The following is a 16,266-nucleotide window of genomic DNA, read 5'->3' as shown; positions in this document are numbered from 1 at the left end:
GAATCTTTTATTTTCAATGTCTAAACCAACTGAAAATGAAACGTATCTATCGAATTTTACTCGCTCTTTTAATTTTACCCCTTGTAACCATTTCCGCACAAAGCGAAGAGCAAGGCATGTATACGCTGCTCATAGATGCTTATGATTGGGGCCCCGGGGTCAATAAGGTAATCGTACCATCGCCTACCACTGAAAATCCAACCGCATTTAGCGACTATCAGGTAACAGTTGTTAGGAGTAAAGGAAAACGTGGAGATGAGGGAAGGAGAGGCTGAGGGATTCAGGGAAGTTTTATATGCATACCCTTCCAATGCCGAAGGAGATAGAAGTGAGATGGGTGAATTTACAACATTGGTGCTTATGGTGGCCCCGAACGACCCTTTAAGCTCCCCTATAAAATATTATCGTGGGGCCAATGGTAGGGCCAGTAACCAATGGATTGATTATGAATTGACCGTGACCCACATGCCTACCGGTACAACGTGGGACAAGGAGGGCGCAAGAAGTATTCCGGACCTTGATATTTTTGATTTGAACGGGACATTCAGCCATAATAATATTGATCTTACCTATGGTAGTTTTAAACCCGAGGGTAACGGAACTTTCCCTTTAATTATTTGGCTACATGGAGGCGGGGAAGGTGGAACTGACCCAGGGATTCCACTTATTGCCAATAAGGCGGTCAATTATGCTTCCGAAGAGATTCAGGAAATTTTCAAGGGGGCCTATGTATTGGCTCCCCAAACCCCTACTTTCTGGATGCAGAGTGATTCGGCGAATACACAAGAGGTAATACCAATGATATTTATAATGAGGCTTTGATAGCATTGATCAAAGACTTTGTGCAAAAAAACCCAGGCATAGATTCGGATAGAATTTATATTGGTGGCTGTTCCAATGGGGGATATATGAGCCTCAAACTATTATTGAATCATCCGGACTATTTTGCCGCAGGTTATATCAGTGCTTTGGCCTATCATAACGAATTTGTTTCAGAGGACCAGCTGAACAGTATCAAGAACATTCCTATGTGGTTTGTACATTCAAAGGATGACACCACCACTGTACCTGAGGAAACGGTTATTCCATTATATGAGCGGTTAGTGGCTGCCGGGGCTCCAAATGTACATCTTTCATTATATGACCATGTTACCGATTTAAATGGCATCTATGGAGGTGAAGACTATCATTTTCCAGGTCACTGGTCATGGATTTATTCCCATGCCAATGATGCCGATTTTGGGTACGATGGCAAACCTGTACTCATGGATAATCGACCCATTACCATCATGGAATGGTTGGCCCAACAGCACAAATAGCAATATGACGAAAATCAGGATGGATTATCCTGACCTTTTCATGACACATCCCAAAGAATTACGATTATGGGAAAAATATATTTCCAATAATTGGTAAACCTTTCGTATTGCTTAACTTTAGGGAAAACCAACAATCATATTCGTATTTCATGAAAGGGCTATCGCTATTCACCATTTTTTTATTTCTAGGATTTTCTGTTTTTGGTCAAAATTTTGACGCTTTTCAATACCGTACCATAGGCCCCAACAGGGGCGGTAGGGTGACAACGGTTACTGGAACACCTATGCTACCGGGCACATTTTATTTAGGGGCTTCGGGTGCCGGAGTTTGGAAAACAGAGGATTATGGAACGACGTGGAACAATGTTTCCGATGGATATTTTAAAACACCGTCCATTGGAGCGATCGAAATCGCTCTAAATGACCCTAATATTGTCTATGTAGGTACTGGGTCAGATGGTATTCGCAGTAATATCATTAGTGGCAAAGGAGTCTATAAATCTATAGATGCGGGAAAAACCTGGTCCCATATTGGGTTGGAAAATGCTGGACAAATTGGAGCTGTTGAAATCGACCCTACCAATAGCAATATTGTTTGGGTTGCCGCTATTGGGAATGCTTTTAAAGCCAACGAGGAACGAGGTATTTATAAAACTACGGATGGAGGTACCACATGGGAAAAGGTGCTTTTCGTCTCCAATGAAACAGGTTTTGCCGACTTGGAACTGCTTCCGGGTAATCCTAATGTAGTCTACGCCGCAGCTTGGAAGGCACAAAGAACGCCATGGACGATTATTTCCGGAGGAGAGAACAGGGAAGGCGGTATTTATAAATCGGTCAATGGAGGCAAAGATTGGACAAAGTTGGAAAATGGACTACCAAAAGGACTTATCGGAAAGATTGATTTGGCTGTCTCACCCACGGATTCAAGTATCTTGTATGCGGTAATTGAAGCTCCAGGAAAGGAAGGAGGCGTATACAAATCGGTAGATCAAGGAAAAACCTTTACACAGACCTCAAGTAATGAAGGACTTGTAAACAGACCTTTTTACTATACCAACATTGAACTGGACCCTACGAATCCTGATATTGTGTATTCCAATGCCAATCCCTTATTGAAATCAATGGATGGAGGTAAGACCTGGAAACGTATGAGCGTACCCCATGGCGATAACCATGACATTTGGCTGAATCCCAATAATCCGGATTTGCTCATACAATGTAATGATGGTGGGGCCAATGTGTCCCATAACGGTGGTAAAACCTGGTCTTCACAATTCAATCAGCCCACCGCCGAAATTTATCAGGTGGCCGTGGACGACCAATATCCATATTGGGTTTATGGGGCACAACAGGATAATACGACTATAGCCATACCAAGTTCGGCACCTAGCGCATCTTCACCACAGGGCACCCAAATCATGATGGATGTAGGCGGATGTGAAACAGGGCCCACCATCCCCAAACCTGGTGACCCAAATGTGGTGTATAATAACTGTAAAGGGCGATTTAGTGTATTCAACAAGATTACGGGAACAGATCGGGAGTACTCCATTGGAGCTTCCAATATTTACGGACATAATCCCAAGGACCTTAAATACCGGTTTCAAAGGGTGGCACCCATTCATGTTTCGCCGCACGACCCGGATGTAGTTTATATGGGCTCCCAATATCTACATAAAACAAGGAATGGTGGGCAAATTTGGGAGACCATCTCTCCGGACCTTACGGCCAATGAGGCGGATAAACAAGTAATTTCGGGGAGTCCTATCACGAGGGACATTACTGGGGAAGAGTATTATAGTACACTATATTCCATAAGGGAATCCAAAATTAAGCAAGGACTCATTTGGACAGGTTCTAATGACGGAGTAGTGTCCATTACCCAAGATGGAGGTCAGACTTGGAGCGATGTTACCCCGAAAAAACTTCCCAAAGGAGGACGGGTAGAATCCATTGAACCTTCCCACTTTGATGCTGCGAAGGCGTATATCGCTGTGGACAGACATCTTTTGGGCGATGAAACCCCATTTATATACAAAACGGAGGATTATGGAAAGAACTGGACATTATTGAGTACGGAAAACAGCGGTATTCCTCTAGACCATACTACTAGGGTACTACGGGAAGACCCGGATACGGAAGGGCTGTTATATACAGGAACCGAATATGGTATGTTTGTATCCTTTGATGACGGTAGTACTTGGAAATCATTTCAACAAAATTTGCCTGTTACTCCTATTACGGACATCATACTTCACCGTGGTGATTTAATAATCAGTACTATGGGACGCGGATTTTGGATTTTGGATAATGTCAGTGCCCTTGGAGATAAGAAAATAATCTCTTTGGGCGAGGATCCTGTCCTTTTCAAACCTGAAGACACTTTTAGGTATAGAACACCTTGGGGTTCCGGTGATTTTCCGGAGTATCCATCTACTAGTGTCAGTATCGACTATTACCTGCCCGAGGATTTAAAAAGTGGGGTAAGTTTGGAAATTTTAGATGCAGATGGTATTTCGGTTGCTACTATTGTAAGCGATTCCACGCAACTAACATCTACCAAAGAAGAGGTTACAGACATGGGGTTGAGCATGGTGTTTGAATATGTGGATACAAAACTTGAAACTAAAAAAGGCATCAACCGTTTTGAGTGGGATTTGAGACAAAAAGGAGCTTGGAGCTCCAATAAAAGTAGAAGCTATAAAAATGGACCCATGGTTCCTCCAGGAACCTATATGGCTAAACTAACCGTGGGTGAGAAATCCCTGGAAAAACCTTTTGAAATTTTAATGGATCCCCGTTTGGCGAATGAGGGAGTGACGTTGGAAACCATTAAAGAACAATTGGCGCTTCAAAATAAGGTATATGATTTATTGTCGGAAGCCCGAAAGTTCCAAGAAGCTCTACAAAAGAAGATAAAGGATACCAGTAACAAGGAGCAAAAGGAAGTCCTGGAAGCGGTTTTAAAGGATATTAAGAACGATGATGGTGCCTATCCCCAACAAATGATGATTGCCCAAATATCATATTTATCCAATATCATAGGTCGGGCCGATAAAAAACCTGGGAATGAAGAACTTGAAAGATTCGAAGAGCTTCAGAAGCAATTTGAGGAAGTCAAACAAAAGGCAAACTTGTAATAGTATCCTGCCAGGTATTTATTTAATACATACGAATATGTCACATCGACGAAAATTTATAAAGCAGGGGACTCTAGCGTTTCTTTCCGTCCCCTTATTATCCTTTGATTCCAAAGAGGAATGGTCTTTGGAAAGTTTAAGAACGGAAAGGTACGATGATGCATATTGGAAATCGGTTCGCAAACAATTTCCTTTAAAAGAGGGGCAAACGTATTTCAATAACGGAACGATGGGATCGACACCGGGCTATGTACTGGACAAAATGATGCATCACATGTTGCATTATAATGTGGAGGCGGCTACCATTGATTACAAGAACAATTCAGGGCCAAAACTGTTAAGCGGTTATTTTCCATATGAGGACCTTAGAACTAAATTGTCACAAATAATCCATTGTGATTTCAAGGAAATATCCCTGACCCAAAATGCCACTTTCGGGATGAATTATGTGGGTATGGGATTAAACCTCAAACCTGGGGACGAACTATTGAACACAAATCAAGAGCATGGTGGGGGGTTTGGTGCCTGGCAATTGTTGGCGAAGCGAAAGGGTTGTAAATACAAGCAAGCAACCTTGCCCGAACCTGCCAATGATCCGCAAGAAATTATAGAAGGTATTTTTAAGGAAGTCACCCCAAAAACAAGGGTCATTGCCATTCCCCATATGGTTTCCGGGTACGGCACGATCATGCCGGTAAAGGAAATTTGTCGGCAAGCAAAAAAGAGAGGAATATTTACAGTTTTAGACGGTGCACAATGTGTGGGTCACATAGCTGTGGATGTAAAGGATATCGGCTGTGACGCCTACTATTCTAGTTTGCACAAATGGTTATTGGCACCGGCTGGAAGTGGGCTTCTGTATATCAATAAGGAGGTTGCGGATTCCATATGGACGACCATCGCCAGTTATAATTGGGACAATCAGGAAGATCATGGCTTTCGATTGATGCAAAATGGTACTGGAAACGCTGGTCTATTAGCTGGGTACGATGCCGCTGTTGATTTCTACAATACTATTGGGGCGGATAATTGGTTGGGAAGGATTAAGGAATTGGGAGCCTATCTTCGTAGTAGTTTAAAACAAATGCCCCACGTTAACATCTATTCTTCCACGAATGAGGATATGGCTGCCGGAATCACCACTTATGGAATCACGGGTATTTCGGCCCGAGACTTACAGAAAATGATGTGGGAACGCGAACGACTACAACCACGATCCGTAGGGGACAAAATGATTCGTCATTCCGTACACATCTATAATTCAAAGGAGGAAATTGACCGAGCTATAAAGGTTGTAGAAAGTTTAGGTTAATTCGATGATATTTTTTAACTCAAAAAAACCATTATGTGCCGTAAGGCATAAATGGAATTTATAAATCCCCCTTAAATAGTACTTTTGCCATATGTATAGGTCTACATACAAAGCGTTCACGTTCCTATTATTGGGTTTATGTCAGTGCATACTGATTGCTCAAGAAAGAAGTGTTTACAACGATCCTTTTCAAATAGGCACATTTTCGGGCAATGCCAGTTACCAATATATTTTAAAAAATACGGATACCATTTTTGATGGGTCTTTTCTATTTCAGAGATCCAACTTAGAAACCTTATTACAGGAGCAGGACTCATCTTTTACTATTAAAGGAAGTTTCAAGGAGTCCTTCGCCAACGATTCATGGCTATTTCAGTTTGGGGAATATACCTCTGAGAGTAAGAGTGAAGTGGTCGATTTTGAGTATAGAATTTTGGTAAGTGGTACTCAAGAAATGGCACAGGGCCTATTGTCCGAGGGTATTCCGAGATGGAGAGTGGAACCTTACCATACAAGAAGTAGAAAACTCAGAGGCAACAAATACCTTGTTTAAAAGTACCTTCAATTTTGAAAAGGGAATACCTCAGCAAAATTTTAACATAGAAAATGACAGCAGTGCCTTAGTAGGTAGATTTTTAAGAAACGGCATGGCCCATGATGAGTGGATCAGTTATGGCAGCAATGCCTTGGAAGTAGATGAGGTTTGGTATTTTGAGGAAGGACTTTTGCAAAAAATCGTTTTCGATACCACAGGAAAGGAAGTTGCGGTATTTGAAAATGGAATGGCACAATTTAGAACGGTACCATTGGACGATCGGTTTTTATTAGTATTGGAATACAACCTGCAAGAAAGATTCGACGAAAGTAGCATTACTGCACTACTTTCCAAAAACTGGGAGCAATATCAAAAAATCAATGGTCTGCTTACGAGGTTAGGTTCCACTTCATTTGCGACAAACATGAAGGTAAAAGTGCCAGTTTATCCTTTGGACAGTCTTCAACTCGAATCGCTGAAAAATATCGCTTTGCACTTTGATAGAGCCACTGAAATAGCAAGTACGATATTGACTAATAGTCATTTAAATATCGTTAGACGTACGGATGACCAAGCTCAATATTGGTATTCCATTGCACGGGAAATTGAGACAAAGTTTATTAAACCCCTTTCTATCTATGTGGATCTCTATGAAAATCAAATCTTTGAATTTGTAAATCCAATAACCATCCAGGAACGGATTTTTCCTATGGGCATGCCTAATAAAAGCATTCGCTTGGATGGAGATGAGTCCGGCGACTCTAGTTCTTTTCAGCTGCCGAGACGCTGAAAAATACGAATTCAATGGAAATGACCTGTTATCCATAGAACAATTGAGTGCATTCGCGCAAGAAAGCTTAGAGTACATTCTGTCCCAACTTGCAGATAAACTATCTGATGACAAACAGCTGCAATCCCTCAAAGAGTTGGAGAATGACCTCGTTTCTATAAATACACTCATCGAAAAGCAGATTGATTCACTTCTGCCTGGTTTTACAGAGAATTATACCAACGCCTTCAAAAATTTGGGGGAATCAGCCAATAAAAAGTTGGGATTTTATGCTGGTATGGCCAATCCCAATGAGAAATTACGTTTTGGAGAACAGCTTAAGTCCTGTTTGGAGGATACCAAATCCCTAATAACGAATCTATCATTGCTACCGGCAAAAACCCAAGAAATAAAGGCGATTTACACTGATGATATCTCGGAACCCATTTATGGCTACGGTCATGGAGGAAGAAGTGAAAAAACGCCTTGTGGAAGCTTATACGGATATACTAATACCTTATTTCCTTCAGAGAACATTGGATTCTATAGAGTGTGAACAGATTGCCTTGTTAAACGAGCAAATCATTTTTACTAACAATAGGATGGTGGATCTGAGAAACCGGGAAACAAGAAAATTGGAGCGCAAACTTAAGAGGTCAGTAAATGCGGAGGAGGTTTTAGAATTGCTACATCAATTCACTATACCCAAAGAAGAATAGCATGAAGAAGAAAATTTTCGACTTATTTGGATGCGTTGTTTTCTACTTTGGGATGGTATGCTTAACCCATGCACAAGAATCGGAACCTGTGGAACTCCCTGAGTATTCCAAGTATAAGGAACCGGTCTCCAAAGTATGGTTCAACACCTATGGTAACATTAGGATCGGAAAGCGCTTTTTACGGGACGCCCGGACCCATTTTAGGTTTGAGGAAACCGTCAATACCCCATTTATTGGTCAAATCGGCCGGATTTACAATCGCCATGCTATCGGATATATTTATGACAAAAAGACCAATTTTAGCTTAGGTGGGGTTGTGAGGATTAACTTTAATACGGACGAGGAATCAACTGATCGGAATGTAGTACCCGAATGGCGTATTTGGCACCAATATCAATTTGCCATGCCTCTATATTCGGCCATGTTGTATCACAGGATTCGTATTGAACATCGATGGACGCAAAGTTTTGCCGAAAATAGCGAGTACATATTCAGAAATCGATGGCGCTATATGATTCGCGCTAAAATCCCCTTGAATGATACTAAGCTCAAGCCAAAAACGTATTACATTTCTCCGGAGGCGGAACTGATTATGCAAAGTGGTAAGGCCGTTGTGGCAAGTCCTATGGAGGACCTACGATTAACTACTACTCCGGGTTACATTGCTACACCAAGACTTACTTTTGCAGCTGGACTTATGTATTCCCAAGGACAGGATCTTGCCAATGGTGGTAATTATAAGCAAGGGTGGACCTTAAGATTTCATATGTACTTCTCACCAGACTTTAGAAGAATTAAAAACAAGCTCCCTGAAATCCATATGACAGATTAGACCGTATGTATTTATGTACCAAACTGATGTTGTAAATGAAACGTAAAAAAGTGCTGTTTTTCGTTGCCATTGCCCTTCCATTATTAGGATTGATGCTTTTTGTATATAAATCCGTCCAATTAGAACATCAAATCACGCAACTTCAGGGGGAAAAGAAGATTATTACAAATAATCTAAGAGATTTTGAACGCCTGGTGGAAATAGATTCCCTTTTACTGCAGGGAGATTACGAAACTGCGATACGTTCCTACAGCGACTCCATGCATAGTGGAAAGGAAAACAAAATGCGCATACCATTGCGAATTGCCTTGGCAGAAAAACTACTAAAGCAAAATAAGGCTCCCAATATAATAAGTGATAGCAGCACGTTGGATGCGGACAGTCTTAAATCGGATTTTCTTTCAAAGGATAACGCTGTTAGGCAATTTGATTCCCTAAGTTTTAATCTTGAAAAAACCAAGGTACAATTGGAACGTGTTAAAAAACAGTTACAACAGAAATCGTTTGGGGAATATCTCACTTTTAAGAGCAGAAAGGGAAATCAATTACATTACATTGGTCAGGTAAAAAATGGCATGGCTCATGGATACGGTATAGCTTTATTGGACAGTGGTAGCAGGTACGAAGGTAATTGGAGGGAGAACGAGCGTCATGGAGATGGCACCTTTTTTTGGCCCGATGGTGAGTATTATTCCGGTGAATATGAAAATGACAGACGCAACGGCTTCGGAACCTACTTTTGGCCCAATGGTGAAAAATATGCTGGACAGTGGAAGGATGACAAAAGAAGTGGTACCGGAAAATTCTTCGATTCCGAAGGCGACGTAGTGGCCAGTGGGGAGTGGAATGAGGATAAATTGGTCGAGATCAACGAAAGATAAACGCTGTCTATTATTATTTCTTAAACATTTTCTTTACCCCTTGAATCAGTAGAAAAACAACAAAACCTACTAGTAATCCGATTGCGAATTCCACCAAGATAGACGGAATGTTTGGTAGTACATGATGTAAAAAAGGTACATTATGTACAAAGATGCCCCCGGAAACCAACAATAGGGCTATCGTACCAATAACCGATAAGGATTTAATTACCACGGGAAGGGCATTTACAAAGAACCTGCCTATTTTGTCAGAAATACTGTTATCCTCCTCATTGAGGTTGATAAGGCGCACTCCAAATTCATCCATTCTGACAATCAATGCCACAATACCATAGACACCCACGGTTGCCAATAGGGCCACTACGGACACCACAATAATTTGGGTTGTCAATGGTTCCTTGATGACCGTACCCAAAGCGATAATAACTATCTCTACGGACAAGATAAAGTCGGTTAGAATAGCAGATTTAATCTTCTCCTTTTCCAATGCCGAGAACATCCTCTTTGCTTGGAGCTTCCTCTTTAAGTGTTGGTGCGTCATGAGGGTGCGGAAAAAAGAATTCATAGATTTTTTCGGCGCCTTCGTAGGCCAAATAGAGCCCTCCAAGGATGAGGATGATGGTTACAGCTATAGGTAGAAAAGCACTTAATAAAAAGGCAATGGGCAAGATGATGATCTTATTTAAAAGGGAGCCCTTGGTAATTGCCCAAAGCACAGGTATTTCCCTTTTTGAAACGAAACCGGAAGCCTTTTCGGCATTTACTGCCAAATCATCCCCTAAAATTCCGGCTGTTTTCTTGGTAGCCACCTTGCTCATGGTAGCCACATCGTCCAAAAGGGTGGCTACATCGTCCAGTACTGCAAAAAATCCTGATGCCATCTATTCATTTTTGGGTAAAAATAAGGGAAGACATTGAAATATTTGAGCTCTAATGTTAAAAAGAAGAACGGTGCCTTCATATAACGGCTTACCCTATAATTTTACCGATTAACTTTTTTAATTTAGAATTGGATAAGAATTGATTTATTTACAAAGTGGTTTCTTCTTAAAAAAAAAATCGGGGCTATGCACGCATATTTATTTCCAGGACAGGGTTCTCAATATCCTGGAATGGGTAAAAAACTATACGACGACTTCCAGGAGGCAAGGTTATATTTTCAAAATGCAAATAAAATATTGGGATTTCCCCTTACGGACATTATGTTTAATGGCTCCAAAAACGATTTAAAAAAAACAGAATTTGCGCAACCAGCAGTCTTTTTACATTCCTATGTACTGGCAAAAAAAATGGGAACAAACTTTAGACCGAAAATAGTCGCAGGTCATTCACTTGGAGAAATAACTGCTTTGACCTTATCAGGAGCCCTAGGTTTCGAGTCGGCTTTGCGTTTAATTTCAAAGAGATTCATGGCGATGGGTCGTGTATGCGACAAAAATACCGGTATGGCAGTCGTCATAGGCCTCTATGATGTCATAGTAAGGGATATATGTCAACAAACCTACTGGTGTTGTGGTTCCTGCCAACTATAATACTCTTAACCAAGTAGTAATTTCAGGTGATTTTGAGGCAATAAAAAAAGTATCGGAGAAACTAAGTCCTGGAGCTTCTAGAATAATTCGCTTATCCGTTGGTGGTGCGTTCCATTCACCCTACATGGAGCCCGCAGTCGAAGAATTTAAAGAGGTTATTAAAAACACTAATTTTAAAGCACCTATCTATCCTGTTTATCAAAATGCAACCGCCGGACCCACACAGTGCGTTACGGTAATTAAAAAGAATTTGATAGACCAGTTGACCCATCCTGTTCTTTGGAGACAAACTATGCTCAAAATGGTTGCCGATGGAGCTACAAAATTTACGGAAGTAGGCCCTGGAAATTTCTTAAGGGGCCTTGCGAAGCAAATTAACACAAAGGTGGCTACTGAAGGAGTTTTTTAGTTCATTTGGTTACCATGTCCAATTAAATCAGAATTTTAAGCGGCTATTTTCGTTAAAGGACTGTATAACGAATTGTTTTTCAATGAAAATAGCATCATTTTTGTATTTATTACTCTTTGCATTTGCGGCTAGCTGTGGCACCAATATCAAAATAAAAACAGAAGAAAATTACGAGACCACCGTACTTCCGGATGGATCGCAGGTATACCTCAACCAACATAGTAGCATTTCATTTCAGGAAAGCTTTCAGCCCGGAACCATTAAATTAAAGGGTGAAGCCTTTTTTGAAGTGGAACATGGGGATTTGCCATTTACCGTTCTTACCGATCATGGAGAGGTTGTGGTTTTGGGAACCGAGTTCAATGTAAAAACAACGGCTCAGCAAGTTGAGGTCGATGTAAAAAAAGGATTGGTAGAACTAAGGATCGATTTTAACAGCTCAAAAATAAAACGTGATTCCAAAGCCATTTATAGCGAAGGGGAAAAGGTTATTAAAGAACTGACTTCGGATAAGGAATATAGAAAGTGGATCCGTTCCTTGGAGAAAGAATTCAAGAAATTGGGCAGGGAGGTAAAGCCCGCCCTAAAGAAGGTATCCAAGGAGTTTAAAAAAGCTGGGAAGACACTCAAATAAGAATTTAAGAACTAAATAATTTCTTTTTTTGGGAGCTAGGGGGCCATGTTTTTGCCTTTACAATACTTCCCCACAATCCGTTCCGGCTATCCTAGGACATACCTATACCATTCGATTTAAAAATAGTTGGAAAACAGCGGATGGCAGGCCTTTGCAGCCTTATGAGAAAAAATGGTACGTAACCCATCGCGATGCTACCAAACCCCAAGTGGATAAATGGAAGGTGCTTGCACCTCCATCGAATAGTAAGGGTGCTCTATCCATAGAATTTGAGGAACCTTTAGATATTGTATTGGCTCAGGAAAGCCTGCACATAGAAAATAGGGCAGGGGCTGAAATTACAGGAATGCGGGAAATTTCAGATGATGGCTCCAAAGCGGAGTTTACTCCGAGTATTCTTGGATTTCTAGGACCTATAGATTAGTGGTGAACGCAAAGCTAGAGGATTTGGCAGGGAATAATCTTAATCGCTTGTTCGATGAGAATATGGGAACCCAATCAAAACGAAGGACATACAAAGATACCTTTAAAAGGGATTTTGTGGTGCAGTGAACTATTCTATTAAAAGGAACCGAAACAAATTATACCTTAATGCTATCACCGAAAATTTTGTACTAGCAATTAGGTATTTTTGGTTACTTTAGAAACCTTTTGGATGAAGTATACCTTTTTTAACCGGCGTAAAAAATGCCATTATTGAAAGGATAAATCCATAAGTACCAAAAAAACCACTTTAATGAACCGTATTACCTTACCTTTTTTAAGCTTTATACTTCTATTGATATTTTCCTGTAAACAACAGGAGAAAGAGAAATTCAAGATAGAACGCTCCAAGGAGCTGGCAATTAAAAATAAGGTTCACAACCAGTTGTTGGATATCGAGAAAGAACAAGGGTGGAAGCTACTTTTTGATGGTGAGACATTGAACGGGTGGCACCTGTATAACAAACCTGATTCAACCGGCTACTCGGCATGGGAAGTGAAAGATGGAACCATTTACTGTAACGCGACCGATGAAAGCAAAGTATTTGGGGACTTGGTGACCGATACCGAATTCGAAAACTACGAGTTGGAGTTCGAGTGGCAAATGGGATTACGGGGCAACGGAGGGGTTTTTGTCAATGTTCAGGAATCACCTGAATATGCCGCAACTTATGAAACCGGATCTGAGTATCAACTTTTGGACTACGAGAACACATGGACACCAATACCCCTATGAAAAGACCGGGTTGTCTTTGGGGGCTATTTCCACAAAAAAATAAGGCAAAGGCGAATCCCACCGGACAGTGGAATACGGCAAAAATCATACAAAAAGACGGCCAAATACAATTCTTCCTCAATGGTACCCTCACAGCGGAGGCAGATATAAGCTCATCCGAATGGACAAATACAATCGCAGCATCTAATTTTAAGGATCGTCCTGCTTTTGGAAAGGCCACCAAAGGAAAGATAGCCCTCCAAAACTGGTACTTTGAATCCTGGTTCCGTGATATGAAAATCAGGGAATTAGATTGAGATACTCACGCTTTGCTCTTTATGGTCAATGAAAACATGTAACGGTTCCATCAATAATTACTTTAGGCATTACCCCTAGTCAGCATTTCTTTTTCACGAATGGCCACAAGTTGCCTGCACTATTCTTATATTTAAGGGAATAAGAAGACTAGGGCTTCCTGGTTATACTATAAAGCGACTTAATTCAGCTAAAAATGAAAATTGCACCCACCCTTATGGCGCTCCTACTTATAGGGAATATGCTATATGCCCAAGACCGACTCACCGGAGAAACTTTTACCACCCGCTCCGAAATTTTGGCCCGTAATGGAATGGTAGCCACCAGTCAACCCTTGGCTACCCAAGCTGCTTTGGACATCCTTAAAAAAGGAGGTAGTGCTATGGATGCTGCTATTGCGGCCAATGCGGTATTGGGATTGGTAGAACCTGCAAGCTGCGGTATTGGTGGGGATATCTTCGCCATTGTCTCGGTCAGCCGAAGAACAGAAGCTCTATGGTTTTAATGGAAGCGGAAGGGCTCCAAAATCCCTCTCCATCGATTATTTTATGGACAACGGTATGAAATACGTACCCTTTTACGATCCTTTGCCCGTTTCGGTGCCGGGCTGTGTGGACGGTTGGTTTCAACTCCATGAAAAATTCGGAAAACTCTCCATGCAGGAGATTTTGAAGCCCGCCATTGACTATGGCAATAATGGGTTTCCGGTTTCTGAGGTTATTGCCTATGAAATGGCCTCCAGTTATGAGTCCGTAAAGGATCAACCTGGTTTTGCTAATACCTATATGCCAAAGGGCCGTCCCCCTATGAAAGGGGAGGTGTTTATAAACAAGGATTTGGCCAATACGTATCAGCTTATTGCTAAAGAGGGTCGGGATGCTTATTACAAAGGATCTATTGCCAAGACCATTGATAGTTACATGAAAAAGCATGGCGGATTCTTACGTTATGGAGATTTGGCCAACCATACCTCCAATTGGGTGGAACCGGTTTCCGTAAACTACAGGGGCTACGATGTTTGGGAACTGCCGCCCAACGGACAAGGGACGGCTGCGCTGCAAATTTTGAATATTCTGGAGGGATTTGATATCAAGGGGATGGGTTTTGGCAGTACCGAATACCTGCACGTGCTTACGGAGGCCAAAAAACTTGCCTATGAGGACCGGGCAAAGTTTTATGCGGATCCGATTTCAACAATATTCCATTGGTAACCCTGTTGTCAGATGCCTATACCGAACAACGCAGAAACCTGATACATCCGGATAAAGCAGCAGATACCTATCCTGCGGGGGATATGGAAATCGAAACAGGAAATACCACCTATCTCACGGTAGCCGATTCCAACGGGAACATGGTTTCCTTGATTCAAAGTATTTATTCGGAGTTTGCTTCGGGGATGGTACCGGACGGACTTGGTTTTGTTCTCCGGAACAGGGGACAAATGTTCAATGTGCAGGATAGAGGCCATGCCAATGCCCTGGAACCTGGAAAACGTCCCTTTCATACCATTATACCTGCTTTTATCACCAAAGATGGTAAACCATGGGTCAGTTTCGGACTAATGGGCGGGGCCGTGCAACCCCAGGGCCATGCACAGATTATAGTGAACGTTGTTGACTTTGGCATGAACTTGCAGGAGGCGGGAGACGCCCCACGAATGCGGCACACGGGGAGTTCACAACCCACAGGGTCTAAAATGACCAATGGCGGCACACTCTATCTTGAAAGCGGTATTCCTCCTGAAACCCTTCGGGAGTTACGTAAAAAAGGCCATCGTATCGGGTTTGGCGTAGGTATGTTCGGGGGATATCAGGCCATTGGTATCGATTTGGAAAATAAGGTGTATTCCGGAGCTTCGGAGTCCCGCAAGGACGGTCAGGCAGCCGGATATTAAAAAAGTGCCATATGAACCTCATAACAACATACAAATCGGTTTTACTGATACTTAGCGTATTGGTACTCAGCTCCTGCAAGGGGCAGGTGAAGGAGGCTACGTCCGACTATGAATACAAGGCAGGCGACATCAACGGTATCGGTAAATGGTATATGGGGAGGGAAATCGCCCATGTCATGGGATTTCAAGGTATGAATTGGTTGGAACGACCCGAACGGGAGGAAGAAGAGAACACTTCCAAATTGCTTAAAAATATGGACATCAAGCCAACCGATGTCATTGCGGATATCGGGGCGGGTTCCGGCTACCATGTTTTTAAAATGGCCCTTATCGCAAATAAGGGAACTATTTATGGAGTCGATATCCAAGAAGAGATGCTGGCAGCTATGAGAACCAAAAAAGAAGCCCAGGATATTGACAATATCACCTTGGTTAAAGGAAGCGAAAAAAGTGTCAACCTTCCCATAAATGCCGTGGACAAGGTGTTGATGGTAGATGTTTACCATGAGTTCAGTTATCCAAAGGAAATGATTGCTTCCATCAAGAAAGCACTGAAACCGGATGGTGAAGTTTTTCTGATAGAGTACCGTGGTGAGGATAGATCTGTCCCTATCAAGGAACTACATAAAATGACCGAAGCCCAAGCCGTAAAGGAATTTAAAGCTGCCGGCTTCCAATTGAAACGGAATGACGATAACCTCCCATGGCAGCATTGTATGGTGTTTGTAAAGGAGTAGCTTCATATTTCATTTGTACCAATAAATTCCAGGGATT

At 41.8% G+C, this 16,266-nt stretch carries 21 protein-coding genes and 1 pseudogene; 21 read left to right on the top strand and 1 reads right to left on the bottom strand.

What is annotated here, in order from left to right; genetic code table 11:
- Positions 1 to 35: 35 nt before the first annotated feature.
- From NYZ99_RS10180 to NYZ99_RS10135, 10 genes are all read left to right on the top strand, one after another.
- Positions 36 to 275, top strand: coding sequence for a hypothetical protein (locus NYZ99_RS10180; protein WP_260575150.1), 240 nt, complete (start codon positions 36 to 38; stop codon positions 273 to 275).
- Positions 256 to 822: a hypothetical protein gene (locus NYZ99_RS10175; protein ID WP_260575149.1), complete on the top strand. Its 567-nt coding sequence runs from the start codon at positions 256 to 258 to the stop codon at positions 820 to 822. The genes NYZ99_RS10180 and NYZ99_RS10175 overlap by 20 nt, the downstream gene beginning before the upstream one ends.
- Positions 819 to 1,319 carry a carboxylesterase family protein gene (locus tag NYZ99_RS10170; RefSeq protein WP_260575148.1) on the top strand — a complete coding sequence of 167 codons (501 nt, stop codon included), beginning with the start codon at positions 819 to 821 and terminating at the stop codon, positions 1,317 to 1,319. The genes NYZ99_RS10175 and NYZ99_RS10170 overlap by 4 nt, the downstream gene beginning before the upstream one ends.
- Before the next feature lie 149 nt (positions 1,320 to 1,468).
- The gene (locus NYZ99_RS10165; RefSeq protein ID WP_260575147.1) at positions 1,469 to 4,462 is read left to right on the top strand and encodes a VPS10 domain-containing protein; all 2,994 of its coding nucleotides are present in this window, start codon (positions 1,469 to 1,471) and stop codon (positions 4,460 to 4,462) included.
- 37 nt (positions 4,463 to 4,499) lie between these two features.
- Positions 4,500 to 5,774 (top strand): aminotransferase class V-fold PLP-dependent enzyme, encoded by a 1,275-nt coding sequence (locus NYZ99_RS10160; protein WP_260575146.1) that lies wholly within the window; start codon positions 4,500 to 4,502, stop codon positions 5,772 to 5,774.
- Between the two features lie 91 nt (positions 5,775 to 5,865).
- Positions 5,866 to 6,327: a hypothetical protein gene (locus tag NYZ99_RS10155; protein ID WP_260575145.1), complete on the top strand. Its 462-nt coding sequence runs from the start codon at positions 5,866 to 5,868 to the stop codon at positions 6,325 to 6,327.
- A complete protein-coding gene (locus NYZ99_RS10150) occupies positions 6,215 to 7,099 on the top strand; it encodes a hypothetical protein (RefSeq protein WP_260575144.1) in 885 nt (294 codons plus the stop codon). Before NYZ99_RS10155 ends, NYZ99_RS10150 begins: the two co-directional genes overlap by 113 nt.
- A complete protein-coding gene (locus NYZ99_RS10145) occupies positions 7,050 to 7,634 on the top strand; it encodes a hypothetical protein (protein ID WP_260575143.1) in 585 nt (194 codons plus the stop codon). Before NYZ99_RS10150 ends, NYZ99_RS10145 begins: the two co-directional genes overlap by 50 nt.
- Positions 7,635 to 7,798: 164 nt before the next feature.
- Positions 7,799 to 8,629: a DUF2490 domain-containing protein gene (locus tag NYZ99_RS10140; protein WP_260575142.1), complete on the top strand. Its 831-nt coding sequence runs from the start codon at positions 7,799 to 7,801 to the stop codon at positions 8,627 to 8,629.
- 35 nt (positions 8,630 to 8,664) lie between these two features.
- Positions 8,665 to 9,510: an MORN repeat-containing protein gene (locus NYZ99_RS10135; RefSeq protein ID WP_260575141.1), complete on the top strand. Its 846-nt coding sequence runs from the start codon at positions 8,665 to 8,667 to the stop codon at positions 9,508 to 9,510.
- 13 nt (positions 9,511 to 9,523) lie between these two features.
- Here the strand turns inward: NYZ99_RS10135 and NYZ99_RS10130 are convergent.
- A pseudogene (locus NYZ99_RS10130) lies at positions 9,524 to 10,391 on the bottom strand (DUF808 domain-containing protein).
- 186 nt (positions 10,392 to 10,577) lie between these two features.
- On the opposite strand from NYZ99_RS10130, the gene NYZ99_RS21755 reads away from it, so the two are divergent.
- The 11 genes from NYZ99_RS21755 (at position 10,578) to NYZ99_RS10080 (ending at position 16,229) form a co-directional block, all read left to right on the top strand.
- Positions 10,578 to 11,042, top strand: coding sequence for an ACP S-malonyltransferase (locus NYZ99_RS21755; protein WP_338039422.1), 465 nt, complete (start codon positions 10,578 to 10,580; stop codon positions 11,040 to 11,042).
- Positions 11,023 to 11,451: an ACP S-malonyltransferase gene (locus tag NYZ99_RS21750; protein ID WP_338039421.1), complete on the top strand. Its 429-nt coding sequence runs from the start codon at positions 11,023 to 11,025 to the stop codon at positions 11,449 to 11,451. The genes NYZ99_RS21755 and NYZ99_RS21750 overlap by 20 nt, the downstream gene beginning before the upstream one ends.
- An 82-nt stretch (positions 11,452 to 11,533) precedes the next feature.
- Positions 11,534 to 12,085: a FecR family protein gene (locus tag NYZ99_RS10120; protein WP_260575140.1), complete on the top strand. Its 552-nt coding sequence runs from the start codon at positions 11,534 to 11,536 to the stop codon at positions 12,083 to 12,085.
- A gap of 28 nt (positions 12,086 to 12,113) precedes the next feature.
- Positions 12,114 to 12,509 carry a hypothetical protein gene (locus tag NYZ99_RS10115; protein ID WP_260575139.1) on the top strand — a complete coding sequence of 132 codons (396 nt, stop codon included), beginning with the start codon at positions 12,114 to 12,116 and terminating at the stop codon, positions 12,507 to 12,509.
- 2 nt (positions 12,510 to 12,511) lie between these two features.
- Entirely contained in the window at positions 12,512 to 12,637 is a 126-nt protein-coding gene (locus tag NYZ99_RS10110; RefSeq protein ID WP_260575138.1) for a hypothetical protein, read from the top strand.
- Positions 12,638 to 12,821: 184 nt separating this feature from the next.
- Positions 12,822 to 13,304 carry a 3-keto-disaccharide hydrolase gene (locus tag NYZ99_RS10105; protein ID WP_260575137.1) on the top strand — a complete coding sequence of 161 codons (483 nt, stop codon included), beginning with the start codon at positions 12,822 to 12,824 and terminating at the stop codon, positions 13,302 to 13,304.
- Complete coding sequence (locus NYZ99_RS10100; protein WP_260575136.1) at positions 13,301 to 13,600, top strand: 3-keto-disaccharide hydrolase; 300 nt, start codon at positions 13,301 to 13,303, stop codon at positions 13,598 to 13,600. Before NYZ99_RS10105 ends, NYZ99_RS10100 begins: the two co-directional genes overlap by 4 nt.
- Positions 13,601 to 13,794: 194 nt before the next feature.
- Complete coding sequence (locus tag NYZ99_RS10095) at positions 13,795 to 14,103, top strand: gamma-glutamyltransferase (RefSeq protein WP_260575135.1); 309 nt, start codon at positions 13,795 to 13,797, stop codon at positions 14,101 to 14,103.
- Positions 14,063 to 14,809, top strand: coding sequence for a gamma-glutamyltransferase family protein (locus tag NYZ99_RS10090; RefSeq protein ID WP_260575134.1), 747 nt, complete (start codon positions 14,063 to 14,065; stop codon positions 14,807 to 14,809). The genes NYZ99_RS10095 and NYZ99_RS10090 overlap by 41 nt, the downstream gene beginning before the upstream one ends.
- Complete coding sequence (locus NYZ99_RS10085; RefSeq protein ID WP_260575133.1) at positions 14,803 to 15,492, top strand: gamma-glutamyltransferase; 690 nt, start codon at positions 14,803 to 14,805, stop codon at positions 15,490 to 15,492. Before NYZ99_RS10090 ends, NYZ99_RS10085 begins: the two co-directional genes overlap by 7 nt.
- An 11-nt stretch (positions 15,493 to 15,503) precedes the next feature.
- The gene (locus tag NYZ99_RS10080; protein WP_260575132.1) at positions 15,504 to 16,229 is read left to right on the top strand and encodes a class I SAM-dependent methyltransferase; all 726 of its coding nucleotides are present in this window, start codon (positions 15,504 to 15,506) and stop codon (positions 16,227 to 16,229) included.
- Positions 16,230 to 16,266: the final 37 nt, after the last annotated feature.

The organism is Maribacter litopenaei, assembly GCF_025244665.1.
GTDB classification, from domain to species: domain Bacteria; phylum Bacteroidota; class Bacteroidia; order Flavobacteriales; family Flavobacteriaceae; genus Maribacter; species Maribacter litopenaei.
The sequence above is the reverse complement of the archived record's forward strand: the minus strand, read 5'-3'. Positions and strand labels throughout refer to the sequence as shown.